The following is a 20,532-nucleotide window of genomic DNA, read 5'->3' as shown; positions in this document are numbered from 1 at the left end:
CATGACCACTGCACGCGCCAGCATTTCGTACGCGTTCGCCAAGCGCCACGGCGTGGTGTTGCTTGGCAGCGACACTGCCGCGCAGATCGGCCTGCGCGAAGGCGGCGATGTGCAGGCCTTGGTCGAATTGCGGCGTGCGCTGGGCATGCCATTGCAGGTGCGCACGCTGGCGCCATCGGTGTTCGACCGGCACGTGTCGGAGATCTACGCCGATGCCGGGCTGGAGCAGGGCGTGCAGGTCGAGGCGCTGGACCTGCACGGCAGCCTGGATTCGTTGATCGACGACATCCCCACCGCCGATTTGCTCGACAGCCAGGACGATGCGCCGATCATCCGCCTGATCAACGGCATCATCGCCGAGGCCGCGCGCCTGGGCGCCTCCGACGTGCATCTGGAATCCTACGAATCGCGCCTGCGGGTGCGCCTGCGCGTGGATGGGGTGATGCGCGAAGCGGCCACCTTGCCCGGGCGCATCGCGCCGCTGCTGGTGTCGCGGGTCAAGGTGATGGCGCGGCTGGACATCGCCGAAAAACGCGTCCCGCAGGATGGCCGCGTGTCGCTGGTGATGGGCGCCAAGGCACTGGACGTGCGCGTCTCCACCTTGCCCACGCGCGGTAGCGAGCGGGTGGTGCTGCGTATTCTGGACAAGGAACAGGGCACGCTGTCGCTGGCGCAGCTGGGCATGCCGCCGGCGGTAATGCACACCGTGCAGCGCGCCTTGCAGGTGCCCAACGGCATCGTGCTGGTCACCGGTCCTACCGGTTCGGGCAAGACCACCACGCTGTATGCAGCGCTGAGCCTGCTCAACGATGGCTCGCGCAACATCCTCACTGTCGAAGACCCGGTGGAATACGCCATCGATGGCGTCGGCCAGACCCAGGTCAACGCACGCGTGGGCATGACCTTCGCCGCCGGCCTGCGCGCCATCCTGCGCCAGGACCCGGACGTGGTGATGATCGGCGAGATCCGCGACACCGAGACCGCACAGATCGCGGTGCAGGCCAGCCTCACCGGCCATCTGGTGCTCTCCACCGTGCACACCAACGACGCGGTGGGGGCGGTCACGCGCCTGCGCGACATGGGCATCGAACCATTCCTGCTGGCATCGAGCCTGCGGCTGATCCTGGCGCAGCGGCTGGTGCGGCGCTTGTGCCCGCACTGCCGCTGCGAGCGCACGATCGACGCGGGTACGCGCCAACTACTGGATGCGCCTGCCGACGCATTGATCTACACAGCCGTGGGCTGCAGCGTCTGCCACCACAGCGGCTACGCCGGGCGCGTAGGCATCTACGAAGCCATCGCGGTGGACGATGCGATGCGTCGCCTGATCGGCGACAACGCCGACGAAGACGCGCTGGCGGCGGTGGCCTTTGCGCGTGCGCCGCGGCTGGGCGATGCCGCACGCGCCGCCGTGTTGCAAGGCATGACCACGCTGGAAGAAGCGCTGCGTGTGACCCGTCAGCAGGACGACGCGCATGCCGCAGTTTGATTACACCGTGCTCGATCTGCAGGGGCGCAACCGGCACGGCGTGATCAGCGCCGACAGCGTGCACAGTGCGCGTGCGCAGCTGGAGCAGCGGCAATGGGTGCCCGTGCGCGTGGAAGCGGCCGCAGCGACCGCCGGCACGGCCGTGCGCGCAGCACGCTTCAGCGGCAAGGACCTGGTGTTGTTCACCCGCCAGCTCTCCACCCTGGTGGAAACCGCGCCACTGGAAGAAGCCCTGCGCACCATCGGCACCCAGTCCGAACGCCGCGGCGTGCGCCGGGTCACCAGCCAGACGCATGGCCTGGTGGTCGAAGGGTTTCGCCTGTCCGATGCGATGGCACGCCAGGGCAAGGCGTTTCCCGCGTTGTATCGCGCGATGGTGGCCGCCGGCGAAAGCGCGGGCGCCTTGCCGCAGGTACTGGAACGCCTGGCCGACCTGCTCGAACGCCAGGCGCAGGTCCGCAGCAAGTTGCAGTCTGCACTGGTCTATCCCGCCGCACTTGCATTGACGGCCGGTGCGGTGGTGATCGTGCTGATGACCTTTGTGGTGCCCAAGGTGGTGGACCAGTTCGATTCGATGGGCCGCGCCTTGCCCTGGCTGACGCGTGCGGTGATCGGCGTGTCGCAGTTTCTGCTGCATGCAGGTATCCCGTTACTCCTTGCGCTGGTGGTTGCGGCGATGGCCGCGTTGCACATGCTCAAACGCCCGGCGCTGCGCCTGGCAGCGGACCGCGCGCTCTTGCGTGCGCCCCTGCTGGGCCGGCTGATCCGCGATCTGCACGCCGCGCGCATGGCACGCACGCTGGCGATCATGGTCAACAGCGGCCTGCCGTTGATGGAGGGCCTGATGATTGCCGCGCGCACCGTGGACAACCGTGCGTTGCGGCTGGCTACCGACAGCATGGTCACCGCGATCCGCGAAGGCGGCAGCCTGGCCGCGGCGATGAAGCGCGCGGGGGTGTTTCCACCGACGTTGCTGTACATGGCCTCCAGCGGTGAGAACAGCGGGCGCCTGGCGCCGATGCTGGAGCGCGCCGCCGATTATCTGGAACGCGAATTCGAGTCGTTCACCACCGCCACGATGAGCCTGCTGGAGCCGGCCATCATCGTGCTGCTGGGCGGGGTGGTGGCGGTCATCGTGCTGTCGATCCTGTTGCCCATCCTGCAATTCAACACCCTCGCGCTTGGTTGAGCGCGGCCGCTTCTTACGGAGATCCTCATGCAGCCCATTCAATGCCGTGAACGCATCGACGCGCTTACCTCACGCAAGCGTGCGCGTGGCTTCACCCTGGTCGAGCTGATGGTGGTCATCGTCATCATCGGCCTGCTCGCCACCGTGGTGATGATCAACGTGATGCCCAGCCAGGACCGCGCGATGGTGGAAAAGGCGCGCGCCGACGTGGCGGTGCTGGAACAGGCACTGGAAACCTATCGGCTGGACAACCTCAGCTACCCGAGCACCGAACAGGGCCTGCAGGCCTTGCTCACCGCGCCGAGCGGCCTGACCCGGCCGGAGCGTTATCGGCAGGGCGGCTATATCCGCCGGCTGCCGGAAGACCCGTGGGGCCACGCTTATCAATACCGCCGCCTGGGCCGCAACGGCGGCTTCGACGTCTACTCGTTTGGCGCCGATGGTGCAGAGGGCGGCGACGCCGACAACGCCGATATCGGCAACTGGCGCTGAGTGCCGACAGTGCCTGCCACTGCACAGCGAGCATCCATGTGCACGCAAATGCACGCGGCGCCAACGCACGCACGCGGCTTTACCCTGCTCGAAGTGCTCGCGGTACTGGTGATCACCGCGCTTGCCAGCACGCTGATAGTGATGACCTTGCCCGATACGCAGCGCAATCTGCACGATTACGCCGATACCCTGGCCAGCGCGCTGATGCAGGCACGCGATGAGGCGATCATGAGTTTGCGCATGGTAGAGGTCAGTATCGATGCCGGCGGCTACGTGTTCCGTCGCCAGGCGCAGCAGCGCTGGATCGCGCTGGATGAAACGCCGTTCGCAGCCATGCGCTGGCCGGACGGCATCCAGGCGCAGTTGCCTGCCGGCAGCGAGCGACTGAGCGTGCGTTTCGACCCCACCGGTGCGGCCACGCCGCAACGCATCGCGTTGGCGGATGGGCGGCAGCAGATGCAGGTGGTGGTGGATGCCGCCGGTGTGGTGCAGGTCGATGCGCCCCCTCGCTGAGCCACGCGCATCGGGCGGATTTTCGCTGCTCGAACTGATGGTTGCGCTGGCGATCTTCGGCATGGCGGTGGTCGGTCTGTTGAATCTGTCCGGCGAGAGCACCCGCACGGCGGTGGTGCTGGAAGAGCGTGCACTGGCTGCGGTGGTGGCGGAAAATCAGGCGATCGAAGCGATGCTGGCGCCCGCTGCTGCCGTACGCGCGCCGGCGAACGGGCAGGCAGTGCTCGGCGATCGCCGCTGGGAGTGGCAACGCCAGTCGATGCCGGCCGGCGCCGCAGGCCTGTTGCGGATCGAAGTGCGCGTGCGCGCCGCAGGCCAGGCGCAGGAAGTCGCCAGCTTGAGTGTGCTGCGGAGTGTCGAATGATCCGCAGGCAGCGCACGCGCGGCTTCACCTTGATCGAACTGCTGGTGGCTCTGGCGGTATTCGCGCTGGTGGCCGCAGCGGCGGTGGTGGTGATGCGGCAGAGCATCGATCAGCGCGATGCCGTGCGCACGCGGCTGCAGCAGATTCGCGATTTCCAACTCATGCATGGCCTGCTGCGCAGCGACCTGCAACAGGCGGCGGTGCGCCGCACCCGCAACAGCGAGGGCGGTGCCGCCCGCAGCGCATTTGTCGCAAGCGCGCCGGGGACGCAGGGGCCGTTGTTCGGCTTCGTGCGGCGTGGCTGGAGCAACCCGGATCAGGCGCCGCGTGCGTCGCTGCAATACGTGGAATACCGCGTGGTGGATGGGCGGCTAGAGCGCAGCGCACGCCCTGCGCTCGACGGCGCAACCGCCGGCAAGCCGCAAGTGCTGTTGCGCGGTGTGCGCTCGGCAGTGGTGGCGTTCCATTACCGCGCGCAGTGGAGCGATGGCTGGAGCGGCGGGCTGGAAGCGGTGCCGGATGCGGTCGCGCTGGAGCTGGAGCTGGAACATTGGGGGCGGGTGCGCCAGCTGTTCCTGCTGCCGGAGGGGCGCACATGAGTGCGCTGCACGTCCCTGCCAGGCAACGGGGCGCGGCCTTGCTCACGGTGTTGCTGCTGGTTGCAGTGATGACCTTGCTGATGGCCGCCGTGCTGGACGATCTGCGCTTCGGCTTGCGTCGTAGCGGCAATGGCACGGCGATGACGCAGGCGCAGTGGTACGCACTGGGGAGCGAGACCGTCGCGCGGCAACGGTTGCAGGCCATGGCAAAGCGCGATCCGCTGCGCACCACCCTGGACGGCGGCTGGAACGACCAGCCGGTCCGCTTTCCGTTGGACGACGGTGCCGTGAGCGTGCGCCTGCGCGACCGCGGAGGCTGCTTCAATCTCAACAGCGTCGTCATCGGTGCGCCCGAGCAATGGCAGCGCAGCGACGAAGGTGCACGTCAATATCGCGCCTTGCTCGAAGTGCTGGGCATCGCGCCGCAACAGGCGCAGGCGCTGACCGATGCGCTGGTGGACTGGATCGACAGCGACGCGCAGCCCGGCGCACAAGGGGCCGAAGACGACCGCTACCTGCAGGCCGCCGTGCCGCTGCGTACGGGTGCGACCTTGCTGGCAGGCGTCAGCGAACTGCGTGCCATCGTCGGCTATACGCCGCAGCTGGTGGCGCAACTGCAGCCATACGTGTGTGCGCTGCCGGAAGGACGCCTGTCGCCGATCAACGTCAACACGCTGCGCCTGCAGGATGCGCCGGTGCTGGTGGCGCTGACCGAAGGCGCACTGGGCCTGCCGGCCGCACGTCGCGTAATTGCGGCGCGGCCGGCTGGTGGTTGGCGCGATGCGGCGGTGTTCTGGAGCGCACCGGCATTGCTGCAGGTGTCGCTGCCGGATGCGGTGTACCAGCAGATCGAACTGCGCACTGCGTACTTTTCGCTCTTCAGCCAGGTCGACCACGCCGGGGCGCAGGTCATGCTGGAGGCCTTGTTGCAGCAGGATCCTGCCGGCCGCGTGCGGTTGGTGGCGCGTCAATGGAGTTCCGACCAATGAGGATCACCCTGGCATTGCTGTCAGCCGATGCAGCTGCGCCGCTCACACGGCTGCACGTGGATGCGCACGGGCACGCGAGGTTGCACGCGGTAGGGAGCGAGCAGCCCGCCGCTGCCACGCAGACGGTGCTGGTGGTGCCCGGCGCGGCTGTGCATCTGCGCTGGATGCGTGTGCCCGGGCGCAGCATTGCGCAATCGGTGGCTGCGGCACGCCTGCAACTGGCCGAGCACTTGGCGGTCGACGGGCAGGCGTTGCACGTGGTCATTGCCGACCAGGCAGACAGCGATGGCGAACGCCTGGTGGCGGCCGTGGATGCAGGCATCATGCGGCACTGGCTGGAGCGTGCTGCCGCCTTGGGCATCGTGCCCGATTGCGTGGTACCGGACTGCCTGCTGCTGCCGGAGGCAGCGCTCGGTCAGCCGCCCACGCTGGTGGGCTGGGACGGCCGTTGGTTGATGCGCGGCAGGCGCCTGGCCTGCAGCCTGGAACCATCGCTGGCGGCCGTGCTGCTTGCAGCACTGCCGCAGGCACCGCAGGCACCGCAGGAAGACCCGCAGCACGCCATCGCGCACTTCGCCCGACACGCCGCAAGCGTGCCGATCAATCTGCGTCAGCAGGGCTTTGCCGTGCCAACGCCACAACGCGCACGCGGTAGCCGGCGCATGCTGGCCTGGCTGACTGGGCTACTGCTGGTCTCGCCCGTGCTGCTCATGCTTGCCCAGAACCTGCGTTACGAGATCGGCGCGCAGCGGCTGCAGCGAGCCGTCGCGCAGCTGCACGGCGTCACCGCCGAAAGCGGCAGGCGCGGTGCCTCGACCGCGGCACGAGGTGCGGACCAGCCGGATGCATTCGCCGCGCAGCTCGCAGCGCTGTTCGCCGCAGTCGATGCCGTGCCTGGCACAGCGTTGGATGCGCTTGTCTATCAAGATGGCAGGCCCTTGCGCGTCACGGTGTTGCACAGCGATGCCGTGCAACTTGAACACATCACCGCTCAGCTCAGCCGTGCCGGCTGGCAACTGCGGCCCGGCACCAGCCAGACCCAGGACGACCGCATGCAGACCCCTCTTGAACTGGAGCCGCCACGATGAGCGCACTGCAACGCATGCACCCGTGGTGGCAGGCGCGTGCGCCACGCGAGCGCATCATGCTGACGGTCATGCTGCTTGCGATCGCGGCGTTCATCGCGTGGTATGCGCTGCTGGTGCCGTTGCGCCACTGGCGCCTCAGCGCGCAAGCGCGTTACGACCAGGCCGCAGCGGCGCTGCTCATTGCGCGTGCCTCACAGCCCAGCGCTACAGTGGCCGCAGTCCCGCTTGCACGTATCGTGCAACGTGCGCAGGAGGCCGGCATCCTCATCACCCAGCAACGTCGCGGTCCTACAGGTGCGCTTGAATTGCAGATCGATGCCGTTGCCGGCCCCACCTTGTTCGCCTGGCTGGAGCAGCTGCGCCAGCGCGACGGCGTGACGCCAGCCGGGCTGGGCATCCGGCGGCACGACGGCCAGCTGCAGGTGCGTTGCCGCCTGACGGGCATCGCACCGTGAGGGTGGTGCGCTGGATGCTGCTGAGCGGTGTGCTGCTGGTGGCGGGCGTGATCGCCACCCTGCCGCTGCGCCTGGTGCTGCCTGTCGACACGCTGCCGTTTGCCGCACTCGAAGCGCAAGGCTCGATCTGGAACGGCAGCTTGCGTGGGGTGACCTGGAATACGCTGGAGGTGGGCGATGTGGACGTGCACCTGCGCCCGCTGCCCCTGCTGCGCGGCGAGCGCCAGGTGCAGCTGCGCTCGTCCACTGCGCAGCTGGTTGCCGTGCAGGGGGCACGGCACGGCGTGGAGCAGGCCAGCGGGCGCCTGTTGCTGCGTACGCCGGGCGGCGTGCAGCTGCTGGACCTGGCGATCGACCTGCGCGCCGTGCGTGCGGTCTTCGATGCCAGCCGCTGCCTGCAGGCCGGTGGCGACGTCGCCGTGCAGGTGATCCCCAACGACGGCGGCGCGGCCGCCGGCGTGCTGTCCCTGCGGCTGCGTGGCACCCCGCGCTGCGTGGACGATGCCGTGGTGTTGACGCTGAGGCCCGACGATGGCCTGCCGGCAGGCGTCCAGCTCGGCGCAGAGCTCCGCCTGCAGCGCGATGGCCAATGGCAGTGGCGGACCCAGGTCGACCCCGGCAGCGACAGCGCCCTGCAACTGGGGTTGCAACTGCTCGGCTTTACCCGGACCCCGGAACGCTCGCTGGTCCGGCTGGATCAGGGGCAGTTGTAGATCACGCGCAGGCTTGGGTCATCCCGCTGCCTGACCATGCACTACGCTTTGGATCGCATGGTCAGCACCTGCAGGGCAGGGCGCCCCTGGCGATCTGAAATTGGTCTGATCCGAATGCGGTGATGTACGGCCGCGCGTCGCCCTTCGTCCCGCTCGCCGATCCCGAAACAGGCACCGAAAAGGCAGACCACGGACCCACCGCGCCGTAATCAGCAGTTCATTGCCCCAGTTGCGGCGGTGCCTGTCCGCTGCCGGCCCGAAACCACTCTACCCGACCAGCCAGGGACAGGGCTGGTGCGCTGGCGGCGATTGGTACTATATTGGACCTATCGAATTGGGCGGGCAGGATTCAACAATGGCCAAGGCCAAGGCGGATGCCGACAAGCGACTGGACGACCTGCAGCTGGACGCATCCGCGCCGACCCCGCTGTACCTGCAGTTGGCAGGGAAGCTCACTGACGCCATCCGTGGCGGGCAATGGAAGGCCGGCGAGGCGCTGCCGGCCGAGCGCCAGCTGTGCGAGCGCCTGCAGATCTCGCGGGTGACCCTGCGCCAGGCGGTGGATGTGCTGGTCGAACAAGGCCTGGTCTCGCGCCGGCAGGGCGCCGGCACCTTCGTCACCACCCAGATCCAGCATCAGCTCAGTGGCCTCACCAGCTTCAGCGAAACGCTGCGCATCAAGGGCTACGAGCCCGGCACGCGCTGGCTGGAGCGGCGGTTGCGCCCGGCACACGGCGAAGAAATCCTGCGGCTGGGGTTGTCCCCGGATGCGGCGGTGGCCTCGCTCACGCGCTTGCGCAGCGCCGACGACCGCGTCATGGCCTACGAGCACGCGGTGCTGCCGCAACGCATCGTTGCCGACCCGCAGCAGATCGGCGATTCGCTGTATAGCTACCTGGACGCACAGGGCACGCCGGTGGTGCGCGCGCTGCAGTATTTCCGCGCGATCAATCTGCCGGCGCGGCTGGCCGAACACCTGCGCATGAAGACCGGCGAGGCGATCCTGCACGTGGTGCGCGTGGGCTATGCCCGCGATGGCAGCGCGATTGAATTGACCGACACCTATTGCCACAACGACTTCTACGATTTCGTCGCCGAACTGCGCCGCTGACGCCGACGGCATCCCCCACGACAACCTCAGAGCCCGCCGATCCATGACTACCGCCAGGCCCGCAAATCCCGTTGTCTCGATCGCCATCGTCGGCGTGCTGTTTTTCATCATCGGCTTTTTCACCTGGATCAACGGGCCGCTGATCACCTTCGTGCGGCTGGCGTTCGATCTCAACGAGGTCAACGCGTTTCTGGTGCTGATGGTGTTCTACCTGTCGTACTTCTTTCTAGCCTTGCCGGCGTCGTGGATTCTCAAGCGCACCGGCATGAAGAAGGGCCTGGCGCTCAGCCTGGTGGTGATGGCGGTGGGTGCGGCCGGCTTCGGCCAGTTCGCCACGCAGCGCTGGTATCCCGGCGCGTTGGCAGGGCTGTTCGTGATCGGTAGCGGCCTGGCCTTGCTGCAGACCGCGATCAACCCCTACATCAGCATTCTCGGGCCGATCGAAAGCGCCGCGCGCCGCATCGCGCTGATGGGCATCTGCAACAAGATCGCCGGCATCCTGGCGCCGATCCTGATCGGCTCGCTGGTGCTGCATGGCATTGGTGATCTGTCCGCGCAGGTGGCCAGCGCCACGCCCGCCGCCAAGGAACAGTTGCTCACCGCATTCGCGGCCAAGATCCACGCGCCGTATCTGGTGATGTCCGGGGTGTTGCTGGTGCTGGCCATCGGCGTGCTGTTCTCGCCGTTGCCCGAGCTCAAGGCTTCCGAAGCCAATGCCACGCCCGGTAGCGCGGCCGGCGTGCAGAAATCCAGCATCTTCCAGTTCCCGCACCTGTGGCTGGGCGTGCTGTGCCTGTTCGTCTACGTGGGTGTGGAAGTGATGGCCGGCGATGCCATCGGCACCTACGGCCACGGCTTCGATCTGCCATTGGACAGCACCAAGCTATTCACCTCCTACACGCTGGGCGCGATGTTGCTGGGCTACATCGCCGGCCTGGTGCTGATCCCCAACGTCATTTCGCAGGCGCGTTACCTGAGCGTGTCGGCGGTGCTGGGTGTGCTGTTCTCTCTCGGCGCCTTGCTCACCCACGGCTACGTGTCGGTGGGCTTCGTGGCTGCGCTTGGGTTTGCCAACGCCATGATGTGGCCGGCGATCTTTCCGCTGGCCATTCGCGGGCTGGGCCGCTTCACCGAAATCGGCTCGGCACTGCTGGTGATGGGTATTGCCGGCGGCGCGATCATTCCGCAGCTGTTCGCCATTCTCAAGCAGCACTACGACTTCCAGGTCGTGTTCGCTGCGCTGATGGTGCCGTGCTATCTGTACATCCTGTTTTATTCGCTGCGCGGTCACCGCGTGGGCCTGCCGGCCCAGGCCAAGTGAACCCGCCGGCATGATGCGTTCCGACGAACAAGGCACACCCATGCGCAGGCCCACCATCAAAGACGTCGCCGAGCGCGCCAAGGTCTCGTTGAAGACCGTGTCGCGGGTGATCAACAACGAGCCCTCGGTAATGCAGGCCACGCGTGCACGCGTACTGCGTGCCATTGCCGACCTCGACTACGAACCCGACCCGTCGGCGCGCAACCTGCGCAGCGGCACGCCGTTCGTGATCGGCCTGGTCTACGACAACCCCAATCCGTACCACATCATCGGCATCCAGAACGGCGTGCTGGCCGCCTGCCGCGAAACCGGCTTCGGCCTGCAGATCCATCCCTGCGATTCCACGTCGCCGCTGCTGGCCGAAGAACTGGCCGAATGGGTACAGCGTTCGCGCCTGGCCGGCGTGGTGTTGACCGCGCCGATGTCCGAGCGCCCGGAACTGCTCGCCGGCCTGGCCGCGCGCGGCATCAAGAGCGTGCGCATCATCGCCTCCACCGAAGACCCGGGCGATGGCCCGTGCGTCTACATCGACGACCGCGATGCCGCGTATGAAATCACCGAGCATCTGATCCAGCTCGGCCATCAACGCATCGGCTTTCTGTGGGGCGGCCCGCAGCACCGCTCCAGCGGCGAGCGCTATGCCGGCTACGAAGCGGCGTTGAAGGACTACGGCATTAACCTGGACAAGCACCTGGTGATTCCCGGCGACTACACCTTCGACGATGGCTTCCGTGGTGCGCGTCGGCTGTTGTCGCTGCGCGAACCGCCCACGGCCATCTTCGGCAGCAACGACGAAATCGCCGCCGGCGTGCTGGCGGCGGCCAAGTCCACCGGCATGAACGTGCCGTACCAGCTGTCCATCGCCGGCTTCGAAGACAGCCCGTTCTCGCGCCAGTCGTGGCCGGCATTGACCACCGCCAAGCAGGCCACCGAAGACATCGCGCGGCATGCCGCACGCTTGCTGATCAGCCAGTTGCGCAGCGATGCCTACGACGACCAGCCCGCGCAATTGCAGAACCGCGGCTTCGTGCCGCAGCTGGTGGTGCGCGGCTCCACCGCGCCGGCGTCTGCATCCACCGGCAAATCCCTTCCCCCCGAATCCGCCTGAGCCACGATGAGCCTTCCCACCGAAACCGACACCTTGATGTTCCGCGAGGCGGCGCAGACTGCCGACGTGGTCGCCGCACAGTTCGCGCGCAACGCCAACACCATCGCCGCGCTTGCGCAGTCGCTGCGCGACAACCCCCCACCGTTCGTGGTGACCTGCGCGCGCGGCAGTTCCGATCACGCCGCAACCTACGCCAAGTATCTGTTCGAAACCCAGCTCGGCATCGTGACGGCCTCTGCATCGCCGTCGGTGGGCTCGGTCTATGCAGCGCCGCTGCAGTTGCGCGGCGCGCTGTACATCGTGATTTCGCAATCGGGCAAGAGTCCGGACCTGCTGCGCAATGCCGAAGCCGCCAAGGCGGCCGGCGCGCGCGTGGTCGCCCTGGTCAATGTGGAGGATTCGCCGCTGGCGCAACTGGCCGAGGTGGTGATTCCGCTCGGCGCCGGCCCGGAAAAAAGCGTCGCCGCCACCAAGAGTTATCTCGCCTCGCTGGCCGCCGTGCTGCACCTGGGTGCGGTGTGGAAGAACGGCCCGGCCCTGCTCGCGGCGGTGGATGCGTTGCCGCAGCAACTGCGCAGTGCCTGGCAGGCCGATTGGTCGGCACTGACCACCGGTTTGACGCCCGCGCATAACCTGTTCGTGCTGGGCCGCGGCCTGGGCCTGGGCGCGGCGCAGGAAGCGGCCTTGAAGTTCAAGGAAACCTGCGGCCTGCATGCCGAGGCCTACAGCTCGGCCGAGGTCAAGCACGGGCCGATGGCATTGGTCGGCCCGGGCTTTCCGGTGCTGGTGTTCGCGCAGCCGGATGAAACCGGCGCCGGCACCCGCGCGCTGGCCGAAGAATTCCGCGCACGCGGTGCGCAGGTGTGGCTGGCGGCGCCCGATGGCGATCTGCCGCTGGCCGACGCCGCGCATCCTGCCTGCGCACCGCTGCTCACCGTGCAGAGCTTCTACCGCGCGATCAATGCGCTGGCGCTGCAGCGCGGCCATAATCCCGACCTGCCGCCGCACTTGAACAAGGTTACGGAAACCGTTTGAACATGGATGCTTCCCGCACTCAGGCATTATGCAACGCACGCGTACTCACCGACGACGGCCTGCAGGATGGCCTGGCCGTATTGCTGGACGGTGCGCAGATCCAGGCGATCGTGCCGGCCGATGATGCACGCGTGGCGCAGGCGCACACGCGCGTGGATCTGGGCGGCGCCACCTTGTTGCCTGGCTTCATCGACATCCAGGTCAATGGCGGCGGCGGGGTGTTGTTCAACAATGCACGCGACCCGCAGGCATTGGCCACGATCGCCGCGGCGCATCGCCGCTTCGGCACCACCGGCATGCTGCCCACGCTGATCAGCGACACTGCCGAGGTGATGGCCGAAGCGATCGATGCAACGCGTCAAGCCATCGCTCAAGGCGTGCCCGGCGTGCTCGGCATCCATCTGGAAGGCCCGTACCTCAGCCCCGCGCGCAAGGGCACGCACGACGCGCACAAGTTCCGTGTGCCGGATGCGCACGAGATTGCGGTCGACACCTCGCTGGACAACGGCGTCACCCTGATCACGCTCGCGCCCGAGCGCGTGCCGCTGGACGATATCCGTGCCTTCGTTGCCGGCGGCGCGATCGTGTTCGCCGGCCACACCGCGGCGACCTATGAGCAGGCACGCGACGGGATTGCGGCCGGCGTCAGTGGTTTTACCCACGTCTACAACGCGATGTCGCAACTGGCCGGACGCGAGCCCAACGCAGTCGGCGCGGCGCTGGAAGATCCCAATGTGTGGTGCGGCGTCATCGTCGATGGCGTGCACGTGCATCCGGCCAGCCTGCGCGTGGCGCTGGCGGCCAAGCCACGCGGTAAGCTGCTGCTGGTGACCGACGCCATGCCGATGGTCGGCAGCGACAGCCCCAGCTTCGACCTGTACGGCGAAACCATCACTGCGGTGGATGGGGTGGTACGCAATGCCGACGGCGCTCTTGCTGGCTCGGCGCTGGACATGGCCGCCGCCGTGCGCAACAGCGTGCGCTGGTTGGGCGTGGATCTGGCCGAAGCCGCACGCATGGCATCCACATATCCCGCGCAATGCATCGGCCTGGGCGACCGCCTGGGACGCATCGCACCCGGCTACCAGGCCGATCTGGTGCTGGTGGACGCAGAGGTGCAGGTGCTCGGCACCTGGGTCGCCGGGCGGCGCGACTGACGCTACGCATGATGGTTGCCTCTGCTTTCGGGCAGGTGCATCCCATTGGCTGTGTCTGCCGGTGGCAATGAGGTCTGGCCTTTCCGGGCATAGTGCTGACGCCGGCGCGTCTTTGCTCGCCGGCCTGTTCGTCCAGGCACTGCTGTCATGACAGCAACGCCGATCCGCCTGCCGGGCATCCGTCCAGACGGGTTGCGGTGCCCTGGTTGCGTGCGGACCAGCGCCTGAATCATAGTCGCTGCGCCTGGCTGGCGTTGCCATCCACCCTGGGCACGCCGCTGCTGCTAGAGTCGCGATCAACGCAAGGACAAGGCAGTTCCGATGAGCAACGCACGGATGCGCTGGTGGCTGGCAGGGTGTTTGCTGTTCTGCATGCACGCGACCGCTGCAGCAGCGGCCCCCTGGCGGCTGGTTGCCGGCGGCACGGACTACCAATTGGAGGTAGCGCAGGGGGATGTGCAGACGCCCGAGGGCGCCCGGCTGCGTCTGACCGCCGGTGCCAAGCGCACGGCGGCGTTTGGTGCGGTGGCCGTACATCTCGATGCCCTGCCGCTGCGTGGTCAGTCGTTGGCGCTGGACGGCCTTTTGCACGCATCTCAAGCGATGCAGGGTGCAAACCTGTGGATGCGGGCAGTTGATGCGCAGGGCAAGGTCTTGGCATTCGAAACCTCGCAGGCTGATCGGGTGAGTGGCAGTGCTCAGGCACAGCGTCGCATTGCGATGCAGATTCCCTCGCAAGCAAATCGATTGGCCGTCGGCGTGGTGCTGCGAGGGGATGGTGCGGTTGAGGTGACCGGCTTGCGGCTGACGCCGCAAGCCAGCGTTGACGCTGCATCGGCGGCTGCGATCCTCGACGTCGCCATCCCGGCCATCCGTGACCACGCATTGCGGCGCACGCGCATCGACTGGGCCACCCGCGAGCCACAGCTGCGCGCGCAGGCCGCAGACATGCGCGAAGCTGACGCGTATGTCGCCATCGACGCACTGATCGCCGAGCTCGATGACGGCCACAGCTTCCTGACACGCCCCACGGCGCGGCGCCAGGCGGAGGCGCGCGCTGCCGCGCGACCCGCAGTGCAGGCACGCTTGCTGCCGCCGGATGTGGGCTATGTCGAGGTGGCTGGCTTGATGACCTCTTCCAGTGACGTGAGGGGTGCCTATCAACGCGCGCTAGCCGCCGCGCTGGATAGCATGGCATCGCAAGCGCGCTGCGGATGGGTCATCGATCTGCGACAGAACACCGGCGGCACGATGTGGCCGATGGTCAACGGGTTGCAATCGTTGCTGGGTGATCAGTCACTCGGGTACTTCGTCGACTCAGCAGGGCGGCAGACGCCCTGGCATGCGAGGCCGACTGCCGGCGCGCACGCATCGCAAACCAAGCGTCCGGTAGCCCTGCTGATCGGGCCACACACGGCCAGCGCAGGCGAAATGGTCGCCATCGCGTTCCGTGGCCGTCCGGCAACGCGCAGTTTCGGCCAGCCGAGTGCGGGGCAGACCACCGGCAATCGCTCGGTCGATCTGCCCGGTGGTGGTGTTCTTGCAATTGCCAGCACCGCGACGCAGGACCGCAATGCACAGCGTCTGGATGGCGCATTGCAACCGGACGTGGTGCTGGACCCGCAGGTCGATGCCGTCGCTGCGGCGGCGCAGTGGCTGCGGACGCAGCGATGCGTGCAAACGCATTGATGCCAATACCCGTCAACAGGTGATCGCAGCAGCATCTGTGTGATGAGTGCATGGTGCGTGCGGAGAGGCGACGTTCCGCGGAAGCTTGCTCGAAGGAATCGATGCGAATCGCTTGTCATGAGCGCAACAGGTGGATATCGGTGCCATGGCGAGCATTCCACGCTTGCATAGCTTTAGGCGTGGCGAGCCGAAACTAGTGAGTGAGACATCAACGCGCGTACCTCACCACGCAACCACCGTGTCTTGCATCGCAACATTTCACCGCGCAGCATTTCAACGTCACGCTGTCTGGCGCAATGGTCTACATGTGCAGCCGTCCGGACTGCGATACAGGTCACGCTGCTATTCCATTATCGACGGCGACCACAGCGTATCTCGCACAAATCCAGGCATCTCTGAGCATTGGTTGACAGTGCCGCTGTCGGAAGGCACCTTCGCTGATAACGTTGTCAGCGAACAGGAGCCTGTTTCATTCGGTCACTTCATTGCCAGCCGCCCATGCTGCGGTCTGGTAGTCCGATCTGCACGCGGATTGCGCGTGTGGGTCATTGCTTGCATTCCGGCGCAGGGGACGGAGTGCAGCACCGCGCGCGCCGCGCTCCAGTGCAACCCATCGGTTGCGGCCTGACGTCTCCGCCACGAGGTCAATGCAATGCTGTTTCCCCGTTTGTTGTCGTTGTCTGTCGATTCGATCTGCACCACTGCCGCGCAGCCGATCCCCGCGCATGTTCGTTGCGCTTCGGCGCTGTCTACTGTCCCCGCTAATCGTGTACCAACAATCACTGCGATCGCCGGCCCGATGCAGGGCGCAGGCACGCCTGCGCGCACTGCGGTGCGCAGGCAATCGCCGCAACGCGCGCCATTGGGCGTTGCGGTCCGCGCACTGTTGATCGGGGGCGCCGCACTGAGTGGCGCGCTGGCGCTCCCTGCATCTGCGCAGCAGCAGCCCGCACCATCGCAGCCCGCAACGGCTGCTGGACAACAACAGCCGCCCGCCAATCCTTCGGTCTCCACCCTGGACGAAATCAAGGTGGTGGGCTACCAGGCCAGCCTGGGCAAGGCGCTCAACGTCAAGCGCAATGCCGATGCGATCGTGGATGCGATCAGCGCCGAGGACATCGGCAAGTTCCCTGATACCAACGTGGCCGAATCGTTGTCGCGCCTGTCCGGCATCACCGTGGATCGCCAGTTCGGCGAAGGCGAAAAAGTCAGCATCCTGGGGACCGATCCGGCGCTCAACCGTGTGCTGCTCAATGGCCAGACCATTGCATCGACCAGCTGGGGCGGCGACCCCAACGACCCGGATAGCCGCTCGTTCAACTACAGCACGCTGGCGCCGGAGGTGGTGGGGCTGATGGAGGTCTACAAGACGCCGGAAGCGCGCATCGACGAAGGCTCCATCGGCGGCACGGTGATCGTACACACGCGCAAGCCGCTGGACCTGGAGCGCAATACGCTGACCGGCACGGTGAGCTACGGCTACAACGACCGTTCCGAGGAGGGCAAACCCAACGCATCGGCGCTGTACAGCTGGAAGAACCAGGACGAGACACTTGGCGTGCTCACCTCGGTGATGCATTCGCAGCGTGTCCTGCGCCGCGACGGCGTGGAGATCTTCGGCTATGACGACGTCGCAGGTGCCGGCTTTCCGCCGGGTGTGGTCGGCAACAACACCGGCGTGTTTCCCACCTCGATCAATACCGCGCTGTTCCAGCAGACCCGCAAGCGCGACGGCGTCAGTGCGGCGCTGCAATGGAAGCCCGATGCCGACTTCGAGCTCAATCTGACCGGTTTGTACGTCAAGGAAAGCTTCGACAACTACAACCAGAGTCGCTATGGCTACTGGGGCTCCAACCCTGGCGATGCGCAGGCACTGGGCTTCGAAAATGGCGTGGCCACCTCCGGGGCGTTCGGCGATCAATCCACCACATTCCTGGATGGCTACCTGCGCAACAGCGATGTCACCACCGGCAGCATCCACCTGCGTGCAGACTGGCATGGCGATGGCTGGAATGCATCGAGCCAGGTCGGTTACACCAGCTCACAAGGCGGTGCCGAGCGCATCTACGGCATCCAGTTCCGTAACCTGGCCGGCTACAGCTACAACATCGACGGGCGCCGCACCGCGATGGACTACAGCATCGACCCCACCAATGCAGCGGCGATGCAGCTCAACAACGCCTCGGCCAGCCATAGCCCGCAGTACGACAAGGAGCGTTACCTGCAGCTGGACTTCGACCATGCGGTGGAGTGGGGTCCGTTCACCCAGATCCTCACCGGCATCAAGCTCACCAACCACGCCACCGGGCAATCGTCCTACAGCCGCACCTGGGCACCGAACGATGGCAGCACGCTGGCCGATTTCTCGCCGGGCATCACGCCATCGAGCTACCTGGACGGCCTGTCCACTAGCGCCGACATGCAGCGCTGGTCCACCATCAATCGCGGCGCCATCAGCCAGTACATCAGCGGCCTGGAAGGCGATGACGGCTTGCCGATCAGCTATGCCGGCAACTACAGCATCGAAGAACAGAACCGCGCCTGGTTCCTGCAGGGCAACTTCTCCGGCGCGCGCTATCGCGGCAATATCGGCGTGCGCTACGTGCATACGCGCGACTCCACCGATGGTTTCAGCTACGCACCGGGCGGCAGCTACACACCGGTCAACTTTCTCAGCAGCTATGGCAAATGGTTGCCGTCCTTCAACATCGCCTATGACCTGCGCGACGATCTGCTGCTGCGCTTTGCCGCCTCCAAGGTCATTGCACGGCCGCGCTACACCAACATGACCCCGTATGTGGCCACCGACGACACCACGCTGACGGCGTCCACCGGCAATCCCGGCCTGAGCCCGTACGAATCGACCAATCTGGGCGCTTCGGTCGAGTGGTACTTCTCCGACAGCAGCCTGCTCAGTGGTGAATTCTTCTCGCGCGATATCTCCAACTACATCCTGACCACGGTGCAGGACCGGGTGTTCTTCAATAACGCCACCGGTGGGTCGAGCACGTACCAGACCTCGGTGCCGACCAATGCAGGCGATGCCAAGGTGCAGGGCGTGGCGCTCAACCTGCAGCACAACTTCGGCAACGGCTTCGGCGTGGTGGCCAACTACACGTACTCCGATTCCAGCACCGATGGCGATTACAGCCTGCCGTACAACTCGCGCAACGCCTACAACATCAGCCCGTACTACGAGCAGGGCAAATGGAGCGCGCGGGTCAACCTGGGCTGGCGTTCGGAATACTTCACCCAGATTGGCCGGCTCAACGGCCAGCAGATGACCGATGCGTTTACCCAGGTGGATGCCTCGTTCGGTTACCAGGCCACCGAGCGGCTGCGCGTGGCGCTGGAGGCCACCAACCTGCTGGATGAAACCTACTACAGCTATATCGGCAACAAGAACCAGCCGTACTACATCTACAAGAACGGCCGCTCGTTCATGCTGAGCCTGAATTTCAAGATGTGATGGAGACGGAGCGGCTGCACGAAGCAGTCGCTCCAGCGTCGGTGCCGCACAGAGCGCAGGTCACGGCCGGCTCATCGCGTGATGAAAAGCCAGTGACACACCAGCGATGACGCAGCCCGGCAAGGCCGCTGCGCTACTGCAACCACATAGTCACGTTGCGCAGTCGGCTGGCTCTGCACGGCCCGTGCCGCCGAGTGCAGTCAGACCCCTGATGCACCGCACCGCCCGATCAAGGTGCGGCAACAGACTCCGTGCCGCCGCCGCGTCTGTCGCCGCCGCGCGCAGCAGCAATCGCGGCGATGCGTGCTCTGGCCAGTGCTTCGCCGATCTGCGGGCCTTGCAGGCCTTCGGCTGCCAGGTCGCGTGCATTGACCGCCAGGGCAGCAGCGTGCAGCCGTGTGAGTTCGGCTCCTTGCGGGTACGGCATGTCGGCGCTGCCCAGCCTGCCCCGCTTGTCGGCCTCGCACACCAGCGCCAGCTGCGCGATGCGTTCGGGCCGCCGGAATCCATCGCAGCGCACCAGCAACTCGTGCACCGTGCGATCGCGCAATTCCGCCAGACGATGCACGTTGAGATGCTCGCGGCAGGCGGTGATCGCAAGCTGACGATAGTCCTGCGGCACCTTGAGGCGTTCGCACAGCGCCTGCAGCGGCGCGACCCCGCGCTGTTCGTGCATGATGTGGCGCGGCCATTGGTCCGGCGGTGTCAGCGCCTTGCCCAGGTCGTGCGTCAACGCGGCAAAGCCGATCAGCGCATCGCCTGGCACCAGCAGCGCGGCCATGTCGCTGACCATTTCCTGATGCACGCCGGTGTCCACTTCCGGATGAAACTCGGCGCGTTGCGGCACACCGTACAGTGCGTCGATCTCCGGCAGGATCACGCGTAGCGCATGCGTTTCATGCAGCGTGCGCAGAAACGCCGAGGGCCGGGCGCAGGTCAGTGTACGGCGCAGTTCCTGCCATACGCGCTCGGGCACCAGGGCGTCCAGCTCGCCGCTGGCCGCCATCTCGCGCATCAGCGCCGCGGTTTCCGGGGCAAGGCTGAAACCCAGCGGCGCCAGTCGCGCCATGAAGCGCGCGGCACGCAATACCCGCACCGGGTCTTCGATAAAGGCCGGGCCCACATGCCGCAGCACCCGTGCCTGCAGGTCGCGCGTACCGCCGTACGGGTCCACCAGCTCGCCGCTATCTTCGTCGCGTGCGATGGCGTTGATGGTGAAGTCGCGCCGCAGCAGATCTTCTTCCAGCGTCACCGATGGATCGGCATCCACCACGAAGCCGCGGTAGCCGCGGCCGGACTTGCGCTCGGTGCGCGCAAGGGCATATTCCTCGCCGCTGCGCGGATGCAGGAAGACCGGGAAGTCCTTGCCCACCGGCTTGAAGCCCTGTGCCTGCATGTGCGCCTGATCGGCGCCCACCACCACCCAGTCGCGGTCGCCGGGCGGCTGGCCAAGCAATGCATCGCGGACGGCGCCGCCAACGAGATAGATCTTCATCGCCACATGATGCCCGATGCGGTGCTTGCGTCGAAACAAGGCGCGGCCAGCGCTGTCGGGTTTTGCTTGGGTGTGGTGCCCGGCGGGAGCATCGCGTAGATATCGGTGTCTGCAAGCGATTGCTGCGGATGGATGATGCGCCAGGCGTCTGGTCTGCGACTTGGCTGCAGGGCCCTTGGCCGCCCACCGTCGCGGGACACGCCGTGAATCCGTCCCTGGAGCAACTGTGTTGATCAGGATCTCGATCCGCGAGCTC

18 protein-coding genes are annotated in these 20,532 nt (G+C 66.5%); 17 read left to right on the top strand and 1 reads right to left on the bottom strand.

Annotated elements, in window-relative coordinates; genetic code table 11:
* Position 1 precedes the first annotated feature (1 nt).
* The 17 genes from gspE to ABQZ09_RS18270 all read left to right on the top strand — a co-directional run bounded on the left by gspE (position 2) and on the right by ABQZ09_RS18270 (position 18,781).
* On the top strand, positions 2–1,489 hold the full coding sequence (gene gspE, locus ABQZ09_RS18350; protein WP_349777585.1) for a type II secretion system ATPase GspE: 1,488 nt from the start codon (positions 2–4) through the stop codon (positions 1,487–1,489).
* Positions 1,476–2,678: a type II secretion system inner membrane protein GspF gene (gene gspF, locus ABQZ09_RS18345; RefSeq protein ID WP_349777584.1), complete on the top strand. Its 1,203-nt coding sequence runs from the start codon at positions 1,476–1,478 to the stop codon at positions 2,676–2,678. The genes gspE and gspF overlap by 14 nt, the downstream gene beginning before the upstream one ends.
* A 27-nt stretch (positions 2,679–2,705) precedes the next feature.
* Positions 2,706–3,170: a type II secretion system major pseudopilin GspG gene (gene gspG, locus ABQZ09_RS18340; protein WP_349777583.1), complete on the top strand. Its 465-nt coding sequence runs from the start codon at positions 2,706–2,708 to the stop codon at positions 3,168–3,170.
* Between the two features lie 36 nt (positions 3,171–3,206).
* The gene (locus ABQZ09_RS18335; RefSeq protein WP_503019434.1) at positions 3,207–3,683 is read left to right on the top strand and encodes a GspH/FimT family pseudopilin; all 477 of its coding nucleotides are present in this window, start codon (positions 3,207–3,209) and stop codon (positions 3,681–3,683) included.
* Positions 3,667–4,047 carry a type II secretion system minor pseudopilin GspI gene (gspI, locus tag ABQZ09_RS18330; protein WP_039414056.1) on the top strand — a complete coding sequence of 127 codons (381 nt, stop codon included), beginning with the start codon at positions 3,667–3,669 and terminating at the stop codon, positions 4,045–4,047. Before ABQZ09_RS18335 ends, gspI begins: the two co-directional genes overlap by 17 nt.
* On the top strand, positions 4,044–4,646 hold the full coding sequence (gspJ, locus tag ABQZ09_RS18325; RefSeq protein ID WP_349777582.1) for a type II secretion system minor pseudopilin GspJ: 603 nt from the start codon (positions 4,044–4,046) through the stop codon (positions 4,644–4,646). Before gspI ends, gspJ begins: the two co-directional genes overlap by 4 nt.
* The gene (gspK, locus tag ABQZ09_RS18320) at positions 4,643–5,635 is read left to right on the top strand and encodes a type II secretion system minor pseudopilin GspK (RefSeq protein WP_349777581.1); all 993 of its coding nucleotides are present in this window, start codon (positions 4,643–4,645) and stop codon (positions 5,633–5,635) included. Before gspJ ends, gspK begins: the two co-directional genes overlap by 4 nt.
* Positions 5,632–6,723, top strand: coding sequence for a type II secretion system protein GspL (gspL, locus tag ABQZ09_RS18315; RefSeq protein WP_349777580.1), 1,092 nt, complete (start codon positions 5,632–5,634; stop codon positions 6,721–6,723). Before gspK ends, gspL begins: the two co-directional genes overlap by 4 nt.
* Positions 6,720–7,178: a type II secretion system protein M gene (locus tag ABQZ09_RS18310; protein ID WP_349777579.1), complete on the top strand. Its 459-nt coding sequence runs from the start codon at positions 6,720–6,722 to the stop codon at positions 7,176–7,178. Before gspL ends, ABQZ09_RS18310 begins: the two co-directional genes overlap by 4 nt.
* 5 nt (positions 7,179–7,183) lie before the next feature.
* Positions 7,184–7,891, top strand: a complete 708-nt coding sequence (gene gspN / locus ABQZ09_RS18305; RefSeq protein WP_349777617.1) for a type II secretion system protein N — start codon at positions 7,184–7,186, stop codon at positions 7,889–7,891.
* 388 nt (positions 7,892–8,279) lie between these two features.
* A complete protein-coding gene (locus ABQZ09_RS18300; RefSeq protein ID WP_184390039.1) occupies positions 8,280–9,002 on the top strand; it encodes a GntR family transcriptional regulator in 723 nt (240 codons plus the stop codon).
* Positions 9,003–9,045: 43 nt separating this feature from the next.
* Positions 9,046–10,323, top strand: coding sequence for a sugar MFS transporter (locus tag ABQZ09_RS18295; protein ID WP_349777578.1), 1,278 nt, complete (start codon positions 9,046–9,048; stop codon positions 10,321–10,323).
* A gap of 40 nt (positions 10,324–10,363) precedes the next feature.
* On the top strand, positions 10,364–11,431 hold the full coding sequence (locus ABQZ09_RS18290) for a LacI family DNA-binding transcriptional regulator (protein WP_228315381.1): 1,068 nt from the start codon (positions 10,364–10,366) through the stop codon (positions 11,429–11,431).
* Between the two features lie 6 nt (positions 11,432–11,437).
* Complete coding sequence (locus tag ABQZ09_RS18285; protein ID WP_228315382.1) at positions 11,438–12,466, top strand: SIS domain-containing protein; 1,029 nt, start codon at positions 11,438–11,440, stop codon at positions 12,464–12,466.
* A gap of 2 nt (positions 12,467–12,468) precedes the next feature.
* Positions 12,469–13,623: an N-acetylglucosamine-6-phosphate deacetylase gene (gene nagA, locus ABQZ09_RS18280; protein ID WP_349777577.1), complete on the top strand. Its 1,155-nt coding sequence runs from the start codon at positions 12,469–12,471 to the stop codon at positions 13,621–13,623.
* Positions 13,624–13,995: 372 nt separating this feature from the next.
* On the top strand, positions 13,996–15,312 hold the full coding sequence (locus ABQZ09_RS18275) for a S41 family peptidase (protein ID WP_349777576.1): 1,317 nt from the start codon (positions 13,996–13,998) through the stop codon (positions 15,310–15,312).
* A gap of 862 nt (positions 15,313–16,174) precedes the next feature.
* Positions 16,175–18,781, top strand: a complete 2,607-nt coding sequence (locus tag ABQZ09_RS18270; protein ID WP_456362139.1) for a TonB-dependent receptor — start codon at positions 16,175–16,177, stop codon at positions 18,779–18,781.
* A gap of 229 nt (positions 18,782–19,010) precedes the next feature.
* Here ABQZ09_RS18270 and ABQZ09_RS18265 read toward each other — a convergent pair whose 3' ends face one another.
* Positions 19,011–20,276 (bottom strand): multifunctional CCA addition/repair protein, encoded by a 1,266-nt coding sequence (locus ABQZ09_RS18265; protein ID WP_184552961.1) that lies wholly within the window; start codon positions 20,274–20,276, stop codon positions 19,011–19,013.
* Between the last annotated feature and the right edge of the window lie 256 nt (positions 20,277–20,532).

This window comes from Xanthomonas sp. WHRI 6106 (assembly GCF_040202405.1).
In the GTDB taxonomy this organism is placed as follows: domain Bacteria; phylum Pseudomonadota; class Gammaproteobacteria; order Xanthomonadales; family Xanthomonadaceae; genus Xanthomonas; species Xanthomonas cannabis.
Note: the sequence above shows the minus strand (reverse complement) of the source record. Positions and strands in the feature narration are given on the sequence as shown.

What these genes read in the sequence shown, in the direction of transcription:
- gspK (WP_349777581.1), top strand. Translation starts at nt 4,643, where the DNA reads ATGAGTGCGCTGCACGTCCCTGCCAGGCAACGGGGCGCGGCCTTGCTC.
- ABQZ09_RS18310 (WP_349777579.1), top strand. Translation starts at nt 6,720, where the DNA reads ATGAGCGCACTGCAACGCATGCACCCGTGGTGGCAGGCGCGTGCGCCA.
- ABQZ09_RS18290 (WP_228315381.1), top strand. Translation starts at nt 10,364, where the DNA reads ATGCGCAGGCCCACCATCAAAGACGTCGCCGAGCGCGCCAAGGTCTCG.
- gspF (WP_349777584.1), top strand. Translation starts at nt 1,476, where the DNA reads ATGCCGCAGTTTGATTACACCGTGCTCGATCTGCAGGGGCGCAACCGG.
- ABQZ09_RS18335 (WP_503019434.1), top strand. Translation starts at nt 3,207, where the DNA reads ATGTGCACGCAAATGCACGCGGCGCCAACGCACGCACGCGGCTTTACC.
- ABQZ09_RS18265 (WP_184552961.1), bottom strand. Translation starts at nt 20,276, where the DNA reads ATGAAGATCTATCTCGTTGGCGGCGCCGTCCGCGATGCATTGCTTGGC.
- ABQZ09_RS18285 (WP_228315382.1), top strand. Translation starts at nt 11,438, where the DNA reads ATGAGCCTTCCCACCGAAACCGACACCTTGATGTTCCGCGAGGCGGCG.
- gspE (WP_349777585.1), top strand. Translation starts at nt 2, where the DNA reads ATGACCACTGCACGCGCCAGCATTTCGTACGCGTTCGCCAAGCGCCAC.
- gspG (WP_349777583.1), top strand. Translation starts at nt 2,706, where the DNA reads ATGCAGCCCATTCAATGCCGTGAACGCATCGACGCGCTTACCTCACGC.
- ABQZ09_RS18275 (WP_349777576.1), top strand. Translation starts at nt 13,996, where the DNA reads ATGCACGCGACCGCTGCAGCAGCGGCCCCCTGGCGGCTGGTTGCCGGC.
- nagA (WP_349777577.1), top strand. Translation starts at nt 12,469, where the DNA reads ATGGATGCTTCCCGCACTCAGGCATTATGCAACGCACGCGTACTCACC.
- gspJ (WP_349777582.1), top strand. Translation starts at nt 4,044, where the DNA reads ATGATCCGCAGGCAGCGCACGCGCGGCTTCACCTTGATCGAACTGCTG.
- gspL (WP_349777580.1), top strand. Translation starts at nt 5,632, where the DNA reads ATGAGGATCACCCTGGCATTGCTGTCAGCCGATGCAGCTGCGCCGCTC.
- gspI (WP_039414056.1), top strand. Translation starts at nt 3,667, where the DNA reads ATGCGCCCCCTCGCTGAGCCACGCGCATCGGGCGGATTTTCGCTGCTC.
- ABQZ09_RS18295 (WP_349777578.1), top strand. Translation starts at nt 9,046, where the DNA reads ATGACTACCGCCAGGCCCGCAAATCCCGTTGTCTCGATCGCCATCGTC.